Consider the following 15778-nt stretch of genomic DNA (forward strand, 5'->3'; position numbering starts at 1 on the left):
GCACGACGCAGGCGGCGCATTCCGCGCTGCAGCGATCGCAAGTGAAAGGAAATCATCATGGCAGTTGCCAATATCAACAAGTCCGAAGTCATCCAGAAGTTCGCCCGCGGTGCCAACGACACGGGTAGCCCCGAAGTCCAGGTCGCCCTGCTGACCACCCGCATCAACGAACTGACCCCGCACTTCAAGGCCAACATGAAGGATCACCACAGCCGCCGCGGTCTGCTGCGCATGGTGAGCCGTCGTCGCCGCCTGCTGGACTACCTCAAGGCCAGCGACGCCGACCGTTACCGCGCCCTGATCGAAGCCCTGGGCCTGCGCAAGTAAGGTCTGCGGATGGCAGCACGAGTCCTGCAAGCGTTGTTCGGGCACGACTTCCCGTGAGGCCGCGATGCCTGCGCCAGCACTGCTGGGGCAGGCATTTTGCTTTTCTGGTCCGGCGTTCGGTTGCCGGATCCAGCCGTTGATGTGATGTCTGTTTCACACTTGTTCCGGGCAACTGACCCGGGCGCCGTTGCGCCACGCCGCGTGACGGAGTAAGTTACCTCGCTCTTTCTGTAGCTCTGACACACCGGAGCCGGCCTAGGAAACGGGGTTTTGTGTCATTCCATCGCGTGGCGCGCCTGTCGCCTCGCATCGCCGGGAGCACCGGGCGGTGGCGCGATGGAATGGCATAGCACTTCCCTGCGACTGCGGACCGGGAACCATCCGGCAGTTCGCCTGCCGCTGCGAGCGCAGGCGTCCGCCCGCCGAATCTGTTAACGGCGGGCAAGCATGAATCAAGGAACGCTCATGACCATGTTCAACAAGATCGTCAAGGAATTCCAGTGGGGCCAGCACACGGTCCGCATGGAAACCGGCGAAATCGCGCGCCAGGCATCCGGCGCCGTGATCGTCGACGTGGAAGACACCGTGGTGCTGGCCACCGTGGTGGCGGCCAAGAGCCCGAAGGCTGGCCAGGACTTCTTCCCGCTGACCGTCGACTACATCGAGAAGACCTACGCCGCCGGCAAGATCCCCGGTGGCTTCTTCAAGCGCGAAGGCCGTCCGTCGGAAAACGAGACGCTGACGTCGCGCCTGATCGACCGTCCGCTGCGTCCGCTCTTCCCGGAAGGCTTCTATAACGACGTGCAGGTGGTGATCCACGTGCTGTCGATCAACCCGGAAGTGCCGGCCGACATCCCGGCCCTGATCGCCTCGTCGGCCGCGCTGGCCGTGTCGGGCATCCCGTTCAGCGGCCCGGTGGGCGCCGCCCGCGTGGGTTACAAGGACGGCCAGTACCTGCTGAACCCGACCCGTTCGCAGATCGCCGCGTCGGACCTGGACCTCGTGGTGGCCGGTACCGAGCGTGCCGTGCTGATGGTGGAATCGGAAGCCAACCAGCTGTCGGAAGAAGTGATGCTGGGCGCCGTGGTCTACGGCCACGAGCAGATGCAGATCGCCATCAACGCGATCCACGACCTGGTCCGTGAAGGCGGCAAGCCGGAATGGGACTGGGCGCCGGCCGCCAGGAACGAGGCGCTGATCGCCAAGGTCAGCGAGATCGGCCTGCCGCTGCTGCAGGAAACGTATCAACTGCGCCAGAAGTCGGCCCGCAGCGCCAAGCTGAAGGAAGTCTACGCCACGGTGCAGGACAAGCTGGCCGAAGCCGGCGTGGAAGCCGACAAGGTGGAAGTGGGCAACGTCCTGTTCGACCTGGAAGCCAAGATCGTGCGTGGCCAGATCCTGGCCGGCGAGCCGCGTATCGACGGCCGCGACACGCGCACGGTGCGCCCGATCGAGATCCGCTCGTCGGTGCTGCCGCGCGCCCACGGTTCGTCGCTGTTCACGCGTGGCGAGACCCAGGCGCTGGCCGTGGCCACGCTGGGCACCAAGAGCGACGAGCAGATCATCGACGCACTGGCCGGCGAGTACCGCGACCGCTTCATGCTCCACTACAACATGCCCCCGTTCGCCACCGGCGAGACGGGCCGCGTGGGCAGCCCGAAGCGCCGTGAAATCGGCCACGGCCGCCTGGCCAAGCGCGCGCTGATCCCGGTGCTGCCGAAGGAAGACGAGTTCGCCTACACGATCCGCCTGGTCTCGGAAATCACCGAGTCGAACGGTTCGTCGTCGATGGCTTCGGTCTGCGGCGGCTGCCTGGCACTGATGGACGCCGGCGTTCCGGTCAAGGCGCACGTGGCCGGCGTGGCCATGGGCCTGATCCTGGAAGGCAACAAGTTTGCCGTGCTGACCGACATCCTGGGCGACGAGGATCACCTGGGCGACATGGACTTCAAGGTGGCCGGTACCGACACGGGTATCACGGCGCTGCAGATGGACATCAAGGTCCAGGGCATCACCAAGGAAATCATGCAGGTGGCGCTGGCGCAGGCCCGCGAAGGCCGCATGCACATCCTGGGCAAGATGCAGGAAGCGATGGGCCATGCCCGCACCGAGCTGTCGGCGCACGCACCGCGCATGATCACGATGAAGATCCATCCGGACAAGATCCGCGAGGTGATCGGCAAGGGCGGCTCGACCATCCAGGCGCTGACCAAGGAAACGGGCACGACCATCGACATCCAGGAAGACGGCACGATCACGATCGCGTCGACGTCGACCGACGGCATGGCCGAGGCCAAGCGCCGCATCGAGGGCATCACCGCGGAAGCCGAAGTGGGCAAGATCTACGCCGGTACCGTGCTGAAGCTGCTGGACTTTGGCGCCATCGTGAACATCCTGCCGGGCAAGGACGGTCTGCTCCATATCTCGGAGATCGTCAACGAGCGCGTGAAGGACATCAAGGACTGGCTGAAGGAAGGTCAGCAGGTGCGCGTGAAGCTGATCCAGGCTGACGAGAAGGGTCGCCTGCGCCTGTCGCTGAAGGCGGCGCTGGCCGAAGAGGGCGGCAGCATCAGCCCGATCGTCCAGCAGGGCGACGCCCCCGCGTCGGCCTCGCCGGAGCAGCAGCAGTAAGCTGTAGCCCCTACAGGCAGTAACGGTAAAAGCGGCTGGCAATGTCCAGCCGCTTTTTTGTTTACACTGCCGGACAGTCTTCGATCCCCCTGCGCGCAGCACACTGGCGCGCGGCGTCCCCTATTAATAAGGAGTCATCATGAAAGCCATCGAGATCCGTGAATACGGCGGCCCTGAAGTCCTGCAGGAGACCCAGCGTCCCGATCCGGAACCGAAGGCCGGTGAGATCCTGATTCGTGTCGCGGCGGCGGGCATCAACCGTCCCGACGTGTTCCAGCGCACGGGCAACTATCCCGTGCCGCCGGGTGCTTCGGACCTGCCCGGCCTGGAAGTGGCCGGCGTGGTGGTGGGCGGCGACCTGTCGAACGCGGCCAACCGCTTTGGCCTCAAGGTGGGCGATCGGGTTTGTGCGCTGGTCCAGGGCGGTGGCTACGCGGAACTGTGCACCGCGCCGATCGAGCAATGCCTGCCGGTGCCCGAGGGCCTGAGCGACATCGAGGCGGCGGCGCTGCCCGAGACGTTTTTCACCGTCTGGAGCAATGTGTTCGACCGCGGCCAGCTCGGCAAGGGTCCGCGCGGGGCGGCGGAGACGCTGCTGATCCAGGGCGGGTCGAGCGGCATCGGCACCACGGCGATCCAGATCGCCAAGGCGATGGGCTTCAAGGTCTTCGTCACGGCCGGCAGCGACGACAAGTGCAAGGCGTGCGAAGAACTGGGCGCCGACCGGGCGATCAACTACAAGACGCAGGATTTCGCGGCCGAGGTGAAGGCGCTGACCGACGGCAAGGGCGTGGACGTGATCCTGGACATGGTGGCCGGCTCGTACCTGGCGCGCGAACTGTCTTGCATCGCCGACGACGGCCGGATCGTCATCATCGCGCTGCTGGGCGGCGCCAAGGCCGAGATCCCGCTGGGCGACATCCTGCGCCGGCGCATCACCATCACCGGGTCGACGCTGCGTCCGCGCCCGGCGTCGTTCAAGGGCGCCATCGCCCAGGCGCTGCACCAGAATGTCTGGCCGCTGCTGGCGTCGGGCAAGATCAAGCCCGTGATCTACAAGGTGTTCCCGGCCGCGCAGGCCGCGGCCGCGCACCGTCTGATGGAATCGAGCGAGCACACCGGCAAGATCGTGCTGACCTGGTAAGCCACGCGCGGGCGGCCCCGACTGCATCGGCAGCGATGCAATTGTGGGCCGCCGGCCACTGGCTGTCCGCAATTGACCGTCACGCGCTGGCGGCACCCCCTTGACCACGCTACAATAGCCGGTTTGATCGAGAGGGGGCCCTTGTGAGACAAAAGCTGGTCATCGGCAACTGGAAGATGCATGGCAGTCTGGCGGCGAACGCCGGCCTGCTCGACGCCATCAAGGCAGCGCCGGCCAAGGCGAAACTGGCTGTCTGCGCGCCGTTCCCCTATCTTGCCCAGTGCCAGTCGCTGCTCACCGGTTCCCACGTCGCCTGGGGCGCCCAGGACACTTCGGCCGAGACGCGCGGTGCGTTCACCGGCGAGGTCGCCGCGCCGATGCTGGCCGAATTCGGCTGCGCCTACGTGCTGGTGGGACACTCCGAGCGCCGTACCTATCATGGCGAGACGGATGCCACCGTGGCCGCCAAGGCGCTGCGGGCGCTGGAATCGGGCATCGTGCCGGTGGTCTGCGTCGGCGAGACGCTGGCCGAGCGCGAGGCGGGCCAGACCGAGGCCGTGGTGGGTCGCCAGCTCCAGGCCGTGCTCGATGCGCTGTCTATTGAACAACTGGGTCGCATTGTCCTGGCCTATGAGCCCGTCTGGGCCATCGGCACCGGCAAGACTGCGACCAGCGAGCAGGCCCAGGCCGTGCACGCCGCGCTGCGCGCGCAGGTGGCCCGCAAGGACGCCGGCGTGGCCGGGCGCGTGGCCATCCTGTACGGCGGCAGCGTCAAGCCGGACAATGCGGCCGAACTGTTTTCGATGTCCGATATCGACGGGGGGCTGATTGGCGGCGCCTCGCTGAAGGCGGATGATTTCCTCGCGATCGGCAACGCCTGAATGCCGGCTGCGACTGTCTGATCAGGCAAGTACGAAACGAATCTAACGAAATGGCAATTTTCAAGACTCTGTTGGTCATTGTGCAGGTCCTGTCCGCGCTGGGCGTGATCGGCCTCGTCCTGCTGCAGCATGGCAAGGGCGCCGACGTCGGCGCGGCGTTCGGCTCCGGCGCATCGGGCAGCCTGTTCGGTGCCTCGGGCTCGGCGAACTTCCTGTCCCGCACGACGGCTGTGCTGGCGGCGCTGTTCTTTGCCTCGACGCTGGGCCTGACGTTGCTGGGCAACTACAAGCCCCTGGCTTCGGTGGGCGTCATGGGCGCGGCCCAGCAGCCGCAGACGGCACCGGCTTCGGCCCCCGCAGCATCGGCCGCGGCAGCGTCTGCCGCTTCCGCGCCGGCTGCCCCGGCAGTGCCGAAGTAACGCGCCGGATCGGCGCAATAATCGAACAGTGTGTTCGCGGATTCCTGAGTTAATTTGCAGTTGTGCATTGAACAATTCGGGAATCATGAGTTAGAATGCAGGGCTTGAAACGATTCCCCAGCGCGGGGCAAAAGCGGGAGGAAAGACTTCTTCTGCCAAGCTTCGTAGGGCCTGAAAACCCGGCGCAAGGCAATATTGTTTCTCCCCCAGCCGACGTGGTGAAATTGGTAGACACGCTATCTTGAGGGGGTAGTGGCGAAAGCTGTGCGAGTTCGAGTCTCGCCGTCGGCACCAAACAATTGATCGGAAGTCATTGACGCATCCCTGTCATGCATGGGCTGCAGCATGGCTCTCCGGCAGTCCGCAAGGCGGCGCCGTAGCTAAGACGGGATGGCGCCTGGGGTGGGCAACAGGTCGCCGCTAGCTGGTGCTGTTGACAACATTCCAGATAAGGCTGGCCGTACCTTGACTCTCGAAGCCTACTTCCCCGTCCTCATCTTCATCCTGTTTGGCATCGTGCTCGGTGTGGCACTGATGTCGATCGGCAGGATTCTCGGTCCCAACAAGCCTGACGCAGCGAAGCTGTCGCCGTACGAGTGCGGCTTCGAAGCATTCGAGGACGCGCGCATGAAGTTCGACGTGCGCTACTACCTCATCGCCATCCTGTTTATCCTGTTCGATCTCGAAACTGCCTTCCTGTTTCCGTGGGGCGTTGCCCTCAAGGACATCGGCTGGCCGGGATTCATCGCCATGGGCGTGTTTCTGCTGGAATTCATCGTGGGCTTCGTCTACATCTGGAAAAAGGGCGCGCTCGATTGGGAGTGATGTGAAATGGCAATCGAAGGCGTTCTCAACGAAGGCTTTGTCACGACGACCGCTGACAAGCTGATCAACTGGACCCGCACGGGTTCTCTCTGGCCCATGACGTTCGGTCTGGCCTGCTGTGCCGTGGAAATGATGCACGCCGGCGCCGCGCGTTACGACATGGACCGCTTTGGCGTGATCTTCCGCCCGTCGCCGCGTCAGTCCGACGTGATGATCGTGGCCGGCACGCTGTGCAACAAGATGGCCCCCGCGCTGCGCAAGGTCTACGACCAGATGGCCGAGCCGCGCTGGGTGATCTCGATGGGCTCGTGCGCCAACGGCGGCGGCTACTACCACTACTCGTATTCGGTGGTGCGTGGCTGCGACCGCATCGTGCCGGTCGACATCTATGTTCCGGGCTGCCCGCCGACGGCGGAAGCGCTGATCTACGGCGTGATTCAGCTCCAGAACAAGATCAAGCGTACCAACACCATTGCGCGCAAGGGCTGACATGGCGAACCTCGACACACTCAAGGCCGCCCTCGAGAAAGTACTGGGCAAGCGCGTGCAGAGCCTGATCGAGGCGACCGGCGAACTGACGCTGATCGTCAAGGCCGCCGACTACCTGGACGCCGCGCGCCTGCTGCGCGACGACCCCTCGCTGCATTTCGAGCAAGCGCTGGACCTCTGCGGCGTCGACTATTCCGACTATGCCGAAGGCACCTGGGATGGTCCCCGCTTTGCCGCCGTCACCCAGCTGCTGTCGATCAAGCACAACTGGCGCCTGCGCCTGCGCGTGTTCGCGCCGGACGACGACATGCCGGTCGTGCCGTCGCTGATCGACGTCTGGAACTCGGTGAACTGGTTCGAGCGCGAGGCGTTCGACTTCTACGGCATCGTGTTCGAAGGCCACCCGGACCTGCGCCGCATCCTGACCGACTACGGTTTCGTCGGCCATCCGTTCCGCAAGGACTTCCCGGTGTCGGGCTACGTGGAAATGCGCTACGACCCCGAGCAGAAGCGGGTCATCTACCAGCCGGTGACGATCGAGCCGCGCGAAATCACGCCGCGCGTGATTCGCGAGGAAAACTACGGCGGCACGAAGCACTGAGAACGGCGTCATGGCAGATATCAAGAACTACACCCTCAACTTCGGTCCCCAACACCCGGCGGCCCACGGCGTGCTGCGCCTGGTGCTGGAGCTGGACGGCGAAGTCATCCAGCGTGCCGATCCCCACATCGGCCTGCTGCACCGCGCCACCGAGAAGCTGGCCGAGCAGAAGAGCTGGATCCAGAGCGTTCCCTACATGGACCGTCTCGACTACGTGTCGATGATGTCCAACGAACACGCCTACGTGATGGCGATCGAGCGGCTGCTGGGCATCGAGGTGCCGATCCGCGCGCAGTACATCCGCGTGATGTTCGACGAGATCACCCGCCTGCTGAACCACCTGATGTGGATCGGCGCCCACGCGCTGGACGTGGGGGCGATGGCCGTGTTCCTGTACGCGTTCCGCGAGCGCGAGGACATGTTCGACATGTACGAGGCGGTGTCCGGCGCGCGCATGCACGCGGCGTACTACCGTCCGGGCGGCGTCTACCGCGACCTGCCGGACACGATGCCGCAGTATCGCGCGTCGAAGATCCACAACGAGCGCGCCATCAAGGTCATGAACGAGGCCCGTTCGGGCTCGCTGCTGGACTTCATCGAGGACTTCACGAACCGTTTTCCGACGTACGTGGATGAATATGAGACGCTGCTGACCGATAACCGTATCTGGAAGCAGCGCCTTGTGGATATCGGCGTGGTCACGCCGGAGCGTGCCCTGCAGCTTGGCTTCACCGGCCCGATGCTGCGTGGCTCGGGCATCGAGTGGGACCTGCGCAAGAAGCAGCCCTACGAGGTGTACGACCAGCTCGACTTCGATATCCCGGTGGGCACGGCCGGCGACTGCTACTCGCGCTACCTGGTGCGGGTGGAGGAAATGCGCCAGTCGAACCGCATCATCAAGCAGTGCATCGACTGGCTGCGCCGCAACCCGGGCCCGGTGATCACCGAGAACCACAAGGTGGCACCGCCGTCGCGCGTGGACATGAAGTCGAACATGGAAGAGCTGATCCACCACTTCAAGCTCTTCACCGAAGGCATCCACGTGCCGCCGGGCGAGGCGTATGCCGCGGTGGAGCACCCGAAGGGTGAGTTCGGCATCTACGCGATCTCGGACGGTGCGAACAAGCCGTATCGCTTGAAGATCCGCGCCCCGGGGTATGCCCACCTGGCCGCGCTGGACGAAATGGCCCGCGGCCACATGATTGCGGACGCGGTCACGATCATCGGTACGCAGGACATCGTGTTCGGCGAGATCGACCGCTAAGGGATACCGGCAGGCACGCGGTATCCCGTCACAGGCCGTTGTCCGGACGACGTTTCCGGGCGTGTTCGGCCGGCCCCGGCGGTAACGGTGGCGGCAGGCGATGCCTGCGACGGACCGGCAAGGAATGCGCTGGAGCATTCCGGGCCGGCGGAACATGGCAGCGACGGCTGCAAACCAGTGGAGCCGCGCGACAGTCGCGACGGCTCCGCCGTATTACTGCAATGACCATGCTATCAGCAGAAGCTCTCAAGGAAATCGATCGCGCGATCGCGAAGTATCCGGCCGACCAGAAGCAGTCGGCCGTGATGGCGGCCCTCGCCGTGGCACAGGGCGAGGTGGGCTGGGTTTCCCCCGAAGTCATGCAGTTCGTCGCCAGCTACCTGGAAATGCCGCCCGTGTGGGTGGAAGAGGTGGCCACGTTCTACAACATGTATGACACCAAGCCGGTGGGCAAGTACAAGCTCACCGTCTGCACCAACCTGCCGTGCGCGCTGTCGGGCGGCGAGCGGGCCGGCGAATACCTGAAGCGCAAGCTCGGGATCGACTACAACGAGACCACCGCCGACGGCTGCTTCACGTTGAAGGAAGGCGAGTGCATGGGCGCCTGCGGCGATGCACCGGTGATGATCGTCAACAACACCCGCATGTGCAGCTTCATGAGCGACCAGAAGCTCGACGCCCTGGTCGACGAGCTCAAGGCCGAAGCCGCCGCCAAGGGGGACAAGTAACATGACCTCTCTGCACGACCGTCACATCAAGCCGCTGATCCTGGCCGGCCTGGACGGCAAGAACTGGCACCTCGAGGACTACGTCGCGCGCGGTGGCTACCAGCAACTGCGCCGCATCCTCGAGCAGAAGGTAACGCCCGAGCAGGTGATTGCCGACGTCAAGGCGTCGGGCCTGCGTGGCCGCGGCGGTGCGGGCTTTCCCACCGGCCTGAAGTGGAGCTTCATGCCGCGTTCGTTCCCGGGCCAGAAGTACCTGGTCTGCAATACGGACGAAGGCGAGCCGGGCACGTTCAAGGACCGCGACATCATCCGCTACAACCCCCATGCGCTGATCGAAGGCATGGCCATCGGCGCGTACGCGATGGGCATCACCGTGGGCTACAACTACATCCACGGCGAAATCTGGAACGAGTACAAGATCTTCGAGGAAGCCCTGGAAGAAGCGCGCCGCGCCGGTTTCCTGGGTGACAACATCCTGGGTTCGGGCTTCAGCTTCCAGCTCCACGCGCACCATGGCTACGGCGCCTACATCTGCGGCGAGGAAACCGCGCTGCTGGAGTCGCTGGAAGGCAAGAAGGGCCAGCCGCGCTTCAAGCCGCCGTTCCCGGCCAGCTTTGGCCTGTACGGCAAGCCGACCACGATCAACAACACCGAGACGTTCGCCGCGGTGCCGTTCCTGCTGGCCGTGGGCCCGGAGGAATACCTGAAGATGGGCAAGCCGAACAACGGCGGCACCAAGATCTTCTCGGTATCGGGCGACGTCGAGCGTCCGGGCAACTACGAAATCCCGCTGGGCACGCCGTTCTCCACGCTGCTGGAGCTGGCGGGCGGCATGCGCGGCGGCAAGGCGCTCAAGGCGGTGATCCCCGGCGGCTCGTCGGCCCCGGTGGTGCCGGCGGACCTGATGATGGCGTCGACCATGGACTACGACTCGATCGCCAAGGCCGGCTCGATGCTGGGCTCGGGCGCCGTGATCGTCATGGACGAGACGCGCTGCATGGTGCGGTCGCTGCTGCGCCTGTCGTATTTCTACTTTGAGGAATCGTGCGGCCAGTGCACGCCGTGCCGCGAAGGCACCGGCTGGCTCTATCGCATGGTGAATCGTATTGAACACGGAGAAGGCCGCCAGGAAGACCTGGACCTGCTCAACAACGTCGCGGAAAACATCATGGGTCGCACGATTTGCGCGCTCGGCGATGCCGCGGCGATGCCGGTACGCGGCATGCTCAAGCACTACTGGAAAGAGTTCGAGTATCACGTCGAACACAAGCAGTGCATGGTCCCGGCCCATTCCTGAAGCGTGGCAGAACATGGTTGAACTCGAGATCGACGGCAAGAAGGTGGAGGTTGCGGAAGGCAGCCTCGTCATGGAAGCGGCCCGCAAGCTGGGCACTTACATCCCGCACTTCTGCTACCACCGCAAACTGTCCATCGCGGCGAACTGCCGCATGTGCCTGGTCGAAGTGGAAAAGGCGCCCAAGGCGCTGCCCGCCTGTGCCACCCCGGTGACGCCCGGCATGAAGGTCTTCACGAACTCTGAAAAGGCCGTCAAGGCCCAGAAGTCCGTGATGGAATTCCTGCTGATCAACCACCCGCTCGACTGCCCGATCTGCGATCAGGGCGGCGAATGCCAGCTGCAGGATCTGGCGGTGGGCTACGGTGCATCGGAGTCGCGCTACAAGGAAGAAAAGCGCGTGGTGTTCCACAAGAACGTGGGCCCCCTGATCTCCATGGAGGAGATGACGCGCTGCATCCACTGCACTCGCTGCGTGCGCTTTGGCCAGGAAGTGGCCGGCGTGATGGAGCTGGGCATGCTGAACCGCGGCGAGCACTCGGAAATCACGACGTTCGTCGGCCAGACCGTGGATTCGGAGCTGTCCGGCAACATGATCGACCTGTGCCCTGTTGGCGCGCTGACCAGCAAGCCGTTCCGCTATTCGGCCCGTACGTGGGAACTGGCGCGCCGCAAGTCGGTGTCGCCGCACGACGGCGTGGGCGCCAATATCGTGGTCCAGACCAAGAACCAGCGCGTGATGCGCGTGGTGCCGCTGGAAAACGAGGACGTCAACGAGTGCTGGATCTCGGACAAGGACCGCTTCTCGTACGAAGGTGTGAACAGTGCCGACCGCGTGACCCGTCCGATGCTCAAGCAGGGCGGACAGTGGATCGAAACCGACTGGCAGACCGCGCTGGAATACGTGGCGAACGGCCTGGCCGGCATCAAGCGCGAGCATGGCGCCGACCAGATCGCCGCCATCGCCAGCCCGCACAGCACGCTGGAAGAACTGTTCCTGCTGGGCAACCTGGTGCGTGGCCTGGGCAGCGACAACGTCGACTTCCGCCTGCGCCAGACCGATTTCTCGGCGGCCCTCAAGGGTGCGCCGTGGCTGGGCATGCCGATTGCCGACGTGACCACGCTGCAACGGGCGCTGGTGATTGGTGCCTCGCTGCGCAAGGATCAGCCGCTGCTGGCGTCGCGCCTGCGCCAGGCTGTCAAGAAGGGTGCTCGCGTGGCCGTGATCGGCACCGGTGGTGAAGACCTGCTGATGCCGGTGGCTGCCCGTATCGACGTGGCCCCGTCGGGCTGGACCGCCGCACTGGCCGGTGTGGCCCGTGCCGTGGCCGCCGCCAAGGGCGTGGCCGCCCCGGCCGGCACCGATGGCTTCGATGGTGGCGATGCCGCCAAGGCCGTGGCCGACGCGCTGGTGTCGGGCGAGCGCCGTGCCGTGTTCCTGGGCAACGAGGCCGTGCGCCACCCGCAATTCTCGGCGCTGCACGCGCTGGCACAGTGGATCGCCACGGAAACGGGCGCCACGCTGGGCTTCCTGACCGAAGCCGCCAACACGGTCGGCGGCTACATCGCCGGCGCGCTACCGCAGCAGGGCGGCGCCAATGCGCAGGCCATGCTCGACACGCCGCGCCGGGCCTACATCGTGCTGAACGCCGAAGTCGAATTCGATACCGCCGATGCGCGCAAGGCCCTGGCCGCGCTGCAGCAGGCCGGTACGGTGGTGGTGCTGTCGCCGTTCCGTTCGGAAGCGGCCATGCAGTATGCCGACGTGATCCTGCCGATCACGCCGTTCACCGAGACCGCCGGTACGTTCGTGAACGCCGAGGGCCGTGCCCAGAGCTTCAACGGCGTGGTCCGTGCGCTGGGCGAATCGCGTCCGGGCTGGAAGGTGCTGCGCGTGCTGGGCAACCTGCTCGACGTGCCGGGCTTCGACTTCGACACCGCCGAGTCCGTGCGCGATGCCGCGCTGGTCAAGCTGGCGCCGGAGCAGCTGAACAACGCCACCGATGCCCCGATCCGCGTGACGGCCGCTGCCGCCGGCGGTATCGAGCGCATCGCCGACGTGCCGATCTATCACGCCGACCCGATCGTGCGCCGTGCCGATTCGCTGCAGCTGACCGCCGCCGCGCGCCGCGCGATGACGGTGGGCCTGTCGCCCGAGCTGTTCGACAAGCTCGGCGTGCAGGCGGGCGATCCGGTGCGCGTGACGCAGGACGGTGCCAGCGTGGTGCTGCCCGCGGCGCTGGAAAAGACGCTGCCGGCCAACGCCGTGCGCGTGCCGGCCGCCACCGTGGCCGCCGCGACGCTGGGCCCGCTGTTCGGCAACGTCACCGTTGAGAAAGCCATCGACCTGTCGGCCGGCCAGAACGCCGCCGCGACGGCCACCGTATAAGAAGAGCGAGATAGCAACATGATCGATCTCATTACCTCGCAAGGCCAGGCCATCTTCGGCAGCGCTTGGACGCTGATCTGGATCCTGGTCCGTGCCGTGGTCATTGTGGTGCCGGTGCTGCTGTGCGTGGCCTACCTGATCCTGTGGGAGCGCAAGCTGATCGGCTGGATGCACGTCCGTATCGGCCCGAACCGCGTGGGTCCGCTGGGCCTGCTGCAGCCGATTGCCGACGTGCTGAAGCTGCTGCTCAAGGAAGTCATGTTCCCGTCGCAGGTGAACAAGGGCATGTACCTGGTGGCGCCGCTGATGGTGCTGATGCCGGCCGTGGCCGTGTGGGCCGTGATCCCGTTCCAGCCCGAAGTGGTGATGGCGGACGTGAACGCCGGCCTGCTGTACGTGATGGCCATCAGCTCGGTGGGCGTCTACGGCGTGATCCTGGCCGGCTGGGCTTCGAACTCGAAGTATGCGTTCATCGGCGCCATGCGCGCCGCCGCGCAGATGGTGTCGTACGAAATCGCCATGGGCTTCGCGCTGGTCACCGTGCTGATGGTGGCGGGCAGCCTGAACCTGTCGGCGATCGTGAACGGCCAGAACGTCGGCTACTTCGCGGACAAGGGCATCAACATCCTGTCGTGGAACTGGCTGCCGCTGCTGCCGATGTTCGCCGTGTACTTCATCTCGGGCGTGGCGGAAACGAACCGCCACCCGTTCGACGTGGTGGAAGGCGAATCGGAAATCGTGGCCGGCCACATGATCGAATACTCTGGCATGACGTTCGCGCTGTTCTTCCTGGCCGAGTACATCAACATGATCATCATCTCGACGATGACCTCGTTGCTGTTCCTGGGAGGCTGGGCGCCGCCGTTCTCCAGCTTCATCACGAACGCGATCCCGGGCTTCTTCTGGCTGGTGATCAAGGTTTTCCTGCTGCTGTCGGTGTTCATCTGGATCCGCGCCTCGTTCCCGCGTTACCGCTATGACCAGATCATGCGTCTGGGCTGGAAGATCTTCATTCCGCTGACCGTGGCGTGGCTGATCATTGTGGCGATCTGGATCAAGTCGCCGTGGAACATCTGGCACTGAGAGGCCAGGCGATGGCGCGCCGCCCGAACGGGCAGGGCGCGCCGCGCGGAAATACTTAGGAAGCAATCGTCATGCTGCTCGCCATCAAGGACTTCTTCAACAGCCTGCTCCTGAAGGAACTCTTCAAGGGCATGGCACTGACCGGCCGTTATCTCTTCGCCCGGAAAGTGACCGTCCAGTTCCCCGAAGAGAAGACGCCGATGTCGCCGCGTTTCCGCGGCCTGCACGCGCTGCGCCGCTACCCCAACGGGGAAGAGCGCTGCATCGCCTGCAAGCTGTGCGAGGCGGTGTGCCCGGCGTTGGCCATCACGATCGAGTCCGACGTGCGTAACGACGGCACGCGCCGCACCACGCGCTACGACATCGACCTGACCAAGTGCATCTTCTGCGGCTTCTGCGAGGAAGCCTGCCCGGTGGACGCCATCGTCGAGACGCACATCTTCGAATACCACGGCGAGAAGCGCGGCGACCTGTACTTCACCAAGGACATGCTGCTGGCCGTGGGCGACCGCTACGAGCCGCAGATTGCCGCGGCCAAGGCTGCCGACGCGAAGTACCGCTGAGCGCAGCAAGCTGGACGGAAGCGGGGCACACGGTGCAGCGCTTCCGGCAACGAATTTGAAGTGGCCCCTCAGGGGCACGCAACCAAGAGAAGGATGCCGCGCCAGCGGCGGGCCGCCCCCGGGCAGCCTGCGGCAGCGCGGCCCAAAGAGGATCCGATAGGGACCATGGAACTCACGACAGCCATCTTCTATGCCTTTGCCCTGGTGCTGGTGCTTTCCGCACTGAAAGTCATCACGGCAAAGAACCCGGTGCACTCCGCACTGTTCCTCGTCCTGGCGTTCTTCACCGCCGCGGCGATCTGGATGATCCTGAAGGCCGAGTTCCTCGCCATCCTGCTGGTGCTGGTCTACGTGGGCGCCGTGATGGTGCTGTTCCTCTTCGTGGTGATGATGATCGACATCGACATCGAGCACCTGCGCCGCGACTTCTGGACCTACGTGCCGATGGCGTCGATCGTCGGTGCGCTGATCATCGCCGAAATGGCCATCGTGCTCGTGCGCAACTTCATCGGCACGACCAACGCGGTGCTGCCGCCGGGCGCGCAGGACCCGAACTACTCGAACACCCATGCGCTGGGCAAGCTGATCTACACGGACTACGTGTACGCCTTCGAAGTGGCGGGCGTGATCCTGCTGGTGGCGATCATCGCCGCCGTGGCGCTGACGCTGCGCCGCCGCAAGGACGTCAAGGCCCAGGACGTGGGCGCCCAGCTTCGCGTGCGCCGCGACGAGCGCGTGCGCATGGTGAAGATGCCGGCCGAGGGCCGGGCCCAAGCGGACGCAGCCTCCGCCAACAAGAACTAAGCCCGGAGAACCCGCTGTGTTGTCTCTCGCCCATTTTCTCGTCCTCGGTGCCATCCTGTTCGCGATCAGCATCGTCGGCATCTTCCTGAACCGCAAGAACGTCATCGTGCTGCTGATGGCGCTGGAACTGATGCTGCTTGCGGTGAACATCAATTTCGTCGCCTTCTCGCACTACATGGGCGACCTGGCCGGACAGGTTTTCGTTTTCTTCATCCTTACGGTGGCCGCCGCCGAGTCGGCAATCGGTCTGGCAATCCTGGTCGTGCTGTTCCGTAACCTGGACACGATCAACGTGGACGACATGGATACCCTCAAGGGCTGACATGACCGCTCACG

16 protein-coding genes and 1 tRNA gene are annotated in these 15778 nt (G+C 64.9%); all 17 read left to right on the forward strand.

Annotated features, from left to right (window positions below; translation table 11 throughout):
• Window positions 1–57: 57 nt before the first annotated feature.
• The 17 genes from rpsO (at window position 58) to nuoK (ending at window position 15764) form a co-directional block, all read left to right on the forward strand.
• Window positions 58–327, forward strand: a complete 270-nt coding sequence (rpsO, locus tag QTN24_RS05945) for a 30S ribosomal protein S15 (RefSeq protein ID WP_124684877.1) — start codon at window positions 58–60, stop codon at window positions 325–327.
• Between the two features lie 465 nt (window positions 328–792).
• Complete coding sequence (gene pnp / locus QTN24_RS05950; protein ID WP_124684876.1) at window positions 793–2958, forward strand: polyribonucleotide nucleotidyltransferase; 2166 nt, start codon at window positions 793–795, stop codon at window positions 2956–2958.
• A 139-nt stretch (window positions 2959–3097) separates the two neighbouring features.
• Window positions 3098–4102, forward strand: coding sequence for an NAD(P)H-quinone oxidoreductase (locus QTN24_RS05955; protein ID WP_313835792.1), 1005 nt, complete (start codon window positions 3098–3100; stop codon window positions 4100–4102).
• Window positions 4103–4245: 143 nt separating this feature from the next.
• Entirely contained in the window at window positions 4246–4983 is a 738-nt protein-coding gene (gene tpiA, locus QTN24_RS05960; RefSeq protein ID WP_313835793.1) for a triose-phosphate isomerase, read from the forward strand.
• A gap of 50 nt (window positions 4984–5033) precedes the next feature.
• Entirely contained in the window at window positions 5034–5402 is a 369-nt protein-coding gene (gene secG / locus QTN24_RS05965) for a preprotein translocase subunit SecG (RefSeq protein ID WP_313835795.1), read from the forward strand.
• Between the two features lie 209 nt (window positions 5403–5611).
• Window positions 5612–5696 (forward strand) — tRNA-Leu (locus QTN24_RS05970).
• 171 nt (window positions 5697–5867) lie between these two features.
• Window positions 5868–6227: an NADH-quinone oxidoreductase subunit A gene (locus tag QTN24_RS05975; protein ID WP_124684872.1), complete on the forward strand. Its 360-nt coding sequence runs from the start codon at window positions 5868–5870 to the stop codon at window positions 6225–6227.
• 6 nt (window positions 6228–6233) lie between these two features.
• Entirely contained in the window at window positions 6234–6716 is a 483-nt protein-coding gene (locus tag QTN24_RS05980) for a NuoB/complex I 20 kDa subunit family protein (protein WP_008643342.1), read from the forward strand.
• A 1-nt stretch (window position 6717) separates the two neighbouring features.
• Window positions 6718–7317: an NADH-quinone oxidoreductase subunit C gene (locus QTN24_RS05985; protein ID WP_124684871.1), complete on the forward strand. Its 600-nt coding sequence runs from the start codon at window positions 6718–6720 to the stop codon at window positions 7315–7317.
• A gap of 10 nt (window positions 7318–7327) precedes the next feature.
• The gene (locus tag QTN24_RS05990) at window positions 7328–8581 is read left to right on the forward strand and encodes an NADH-quinone oxidoreductase subunit D (RefSeq protein WP_124684870.1); all 1254 of its coding nucleotides are present in this window, start codon (window positions 7328–7330) and stop codon (window positions 8579–8581) included.
• A 227-nt stretch (window positions 8582–8808) separates the two neighbouring features.
• Complete coding sequence (nuoE, locus tag QTN24_RS05995) at window positions 8809–9309, forward strand: NADH-quinone oxidoreductase subunit NuoE (protein WP_061957852.1); 501 nt, start codon at window positions 8809–8811, stop codon at window positions 9307–9309.
• A 1-nt stretch (window position 9310) separates the two neighbouring features.
• Entirely contained in the window at window positions 9311–10606 is a 1296-nt protein-coding gene (nuoF, locus tag QTN24_RS06000; RefSeq protein WP_313835799.1) for an NADH-quinone oxidoreductase subunit NuoF, read from the forward strand.
• 13 nt (window positions 10607–10619) lie between these two features.
• Window positions 10620–12992 (forward strand): NADH-quinone oxidoreductase subunit NuoG, encoded by a 2373-nt coding sequence (nuoG, locus tag QTN24_RS06005; RefSeq protein WP_313835802.1) that lies wholly within the window; start codon window positions 10620–10622, stop codon window positions 12990–12992.
• A gap of 18 nt (window positions 12993–13010) precedes the next feature.
• Window positions 13011–14075 (forward strand): NADH-quinone oxidoreductase subunit NuoH, encoded by a 1065-nt coding sequence (nuoH, locus tag QTN24_RS06010; protein WP_124684867.1) that lies wholly within the window; start codon window positions 13011–13013, stop codon window positions 14073–14075.
• 71 nt (window positions 14076–14146) lie between these two features.
• Window positions 14147–14638 (forward strand): NADH-quinone oxidoreductase subunit NuoI, encoded by a 492-nt coding sequence (gene nuoI, locus QTN24_RS06015; protein WP_124684866.1) that lies wholly within the window; start codon window positions 14147–14149, stop codon window positions 14636–14638.
• A gap of 165 nt (window positions 14639–14803) precedes the next feature.
• On the forward strand, window positions 14804–15442 hold the full coding sequence (locus tag QTN24_RS06020) for an NADH-quinone oxidoreductase subunit J (RefSeq protein WP_124684865.1): 639 nt from the start codon (window positions 14804–14806) through the stop codon (window positions 15440–15442).
• Between the two features lie 16 nt (window positions 15443–15458).
• Window positions 15459–15764: an NADH-quinone oxidoreductase subunit NuoK gene (gene nuoK, locus QTN24_RS06025; RefSeq protein ID WP_092138821.1), complete on the forward strand. Its 306-nt coding sequence runs from the start codon at window positions 15459–15461 to the stop codon at window positions 15762–15764.
• The last annotated feature ends 14 nt before the right edge of the window (window positions 15765–15778 follow it).

Origin of the sequence: Cupriavidus sp. SZY C1 (assembly GCF_032190535.1) — a bacterium.
GTDB classification, from domain to species: domain Bacteria; phylum Pseudomonadota; class Gammaproteobacteria; order Burkholderiales; family Burkholderiaceae; genus Cupriavidus; species Cupriavidus pauculus_C.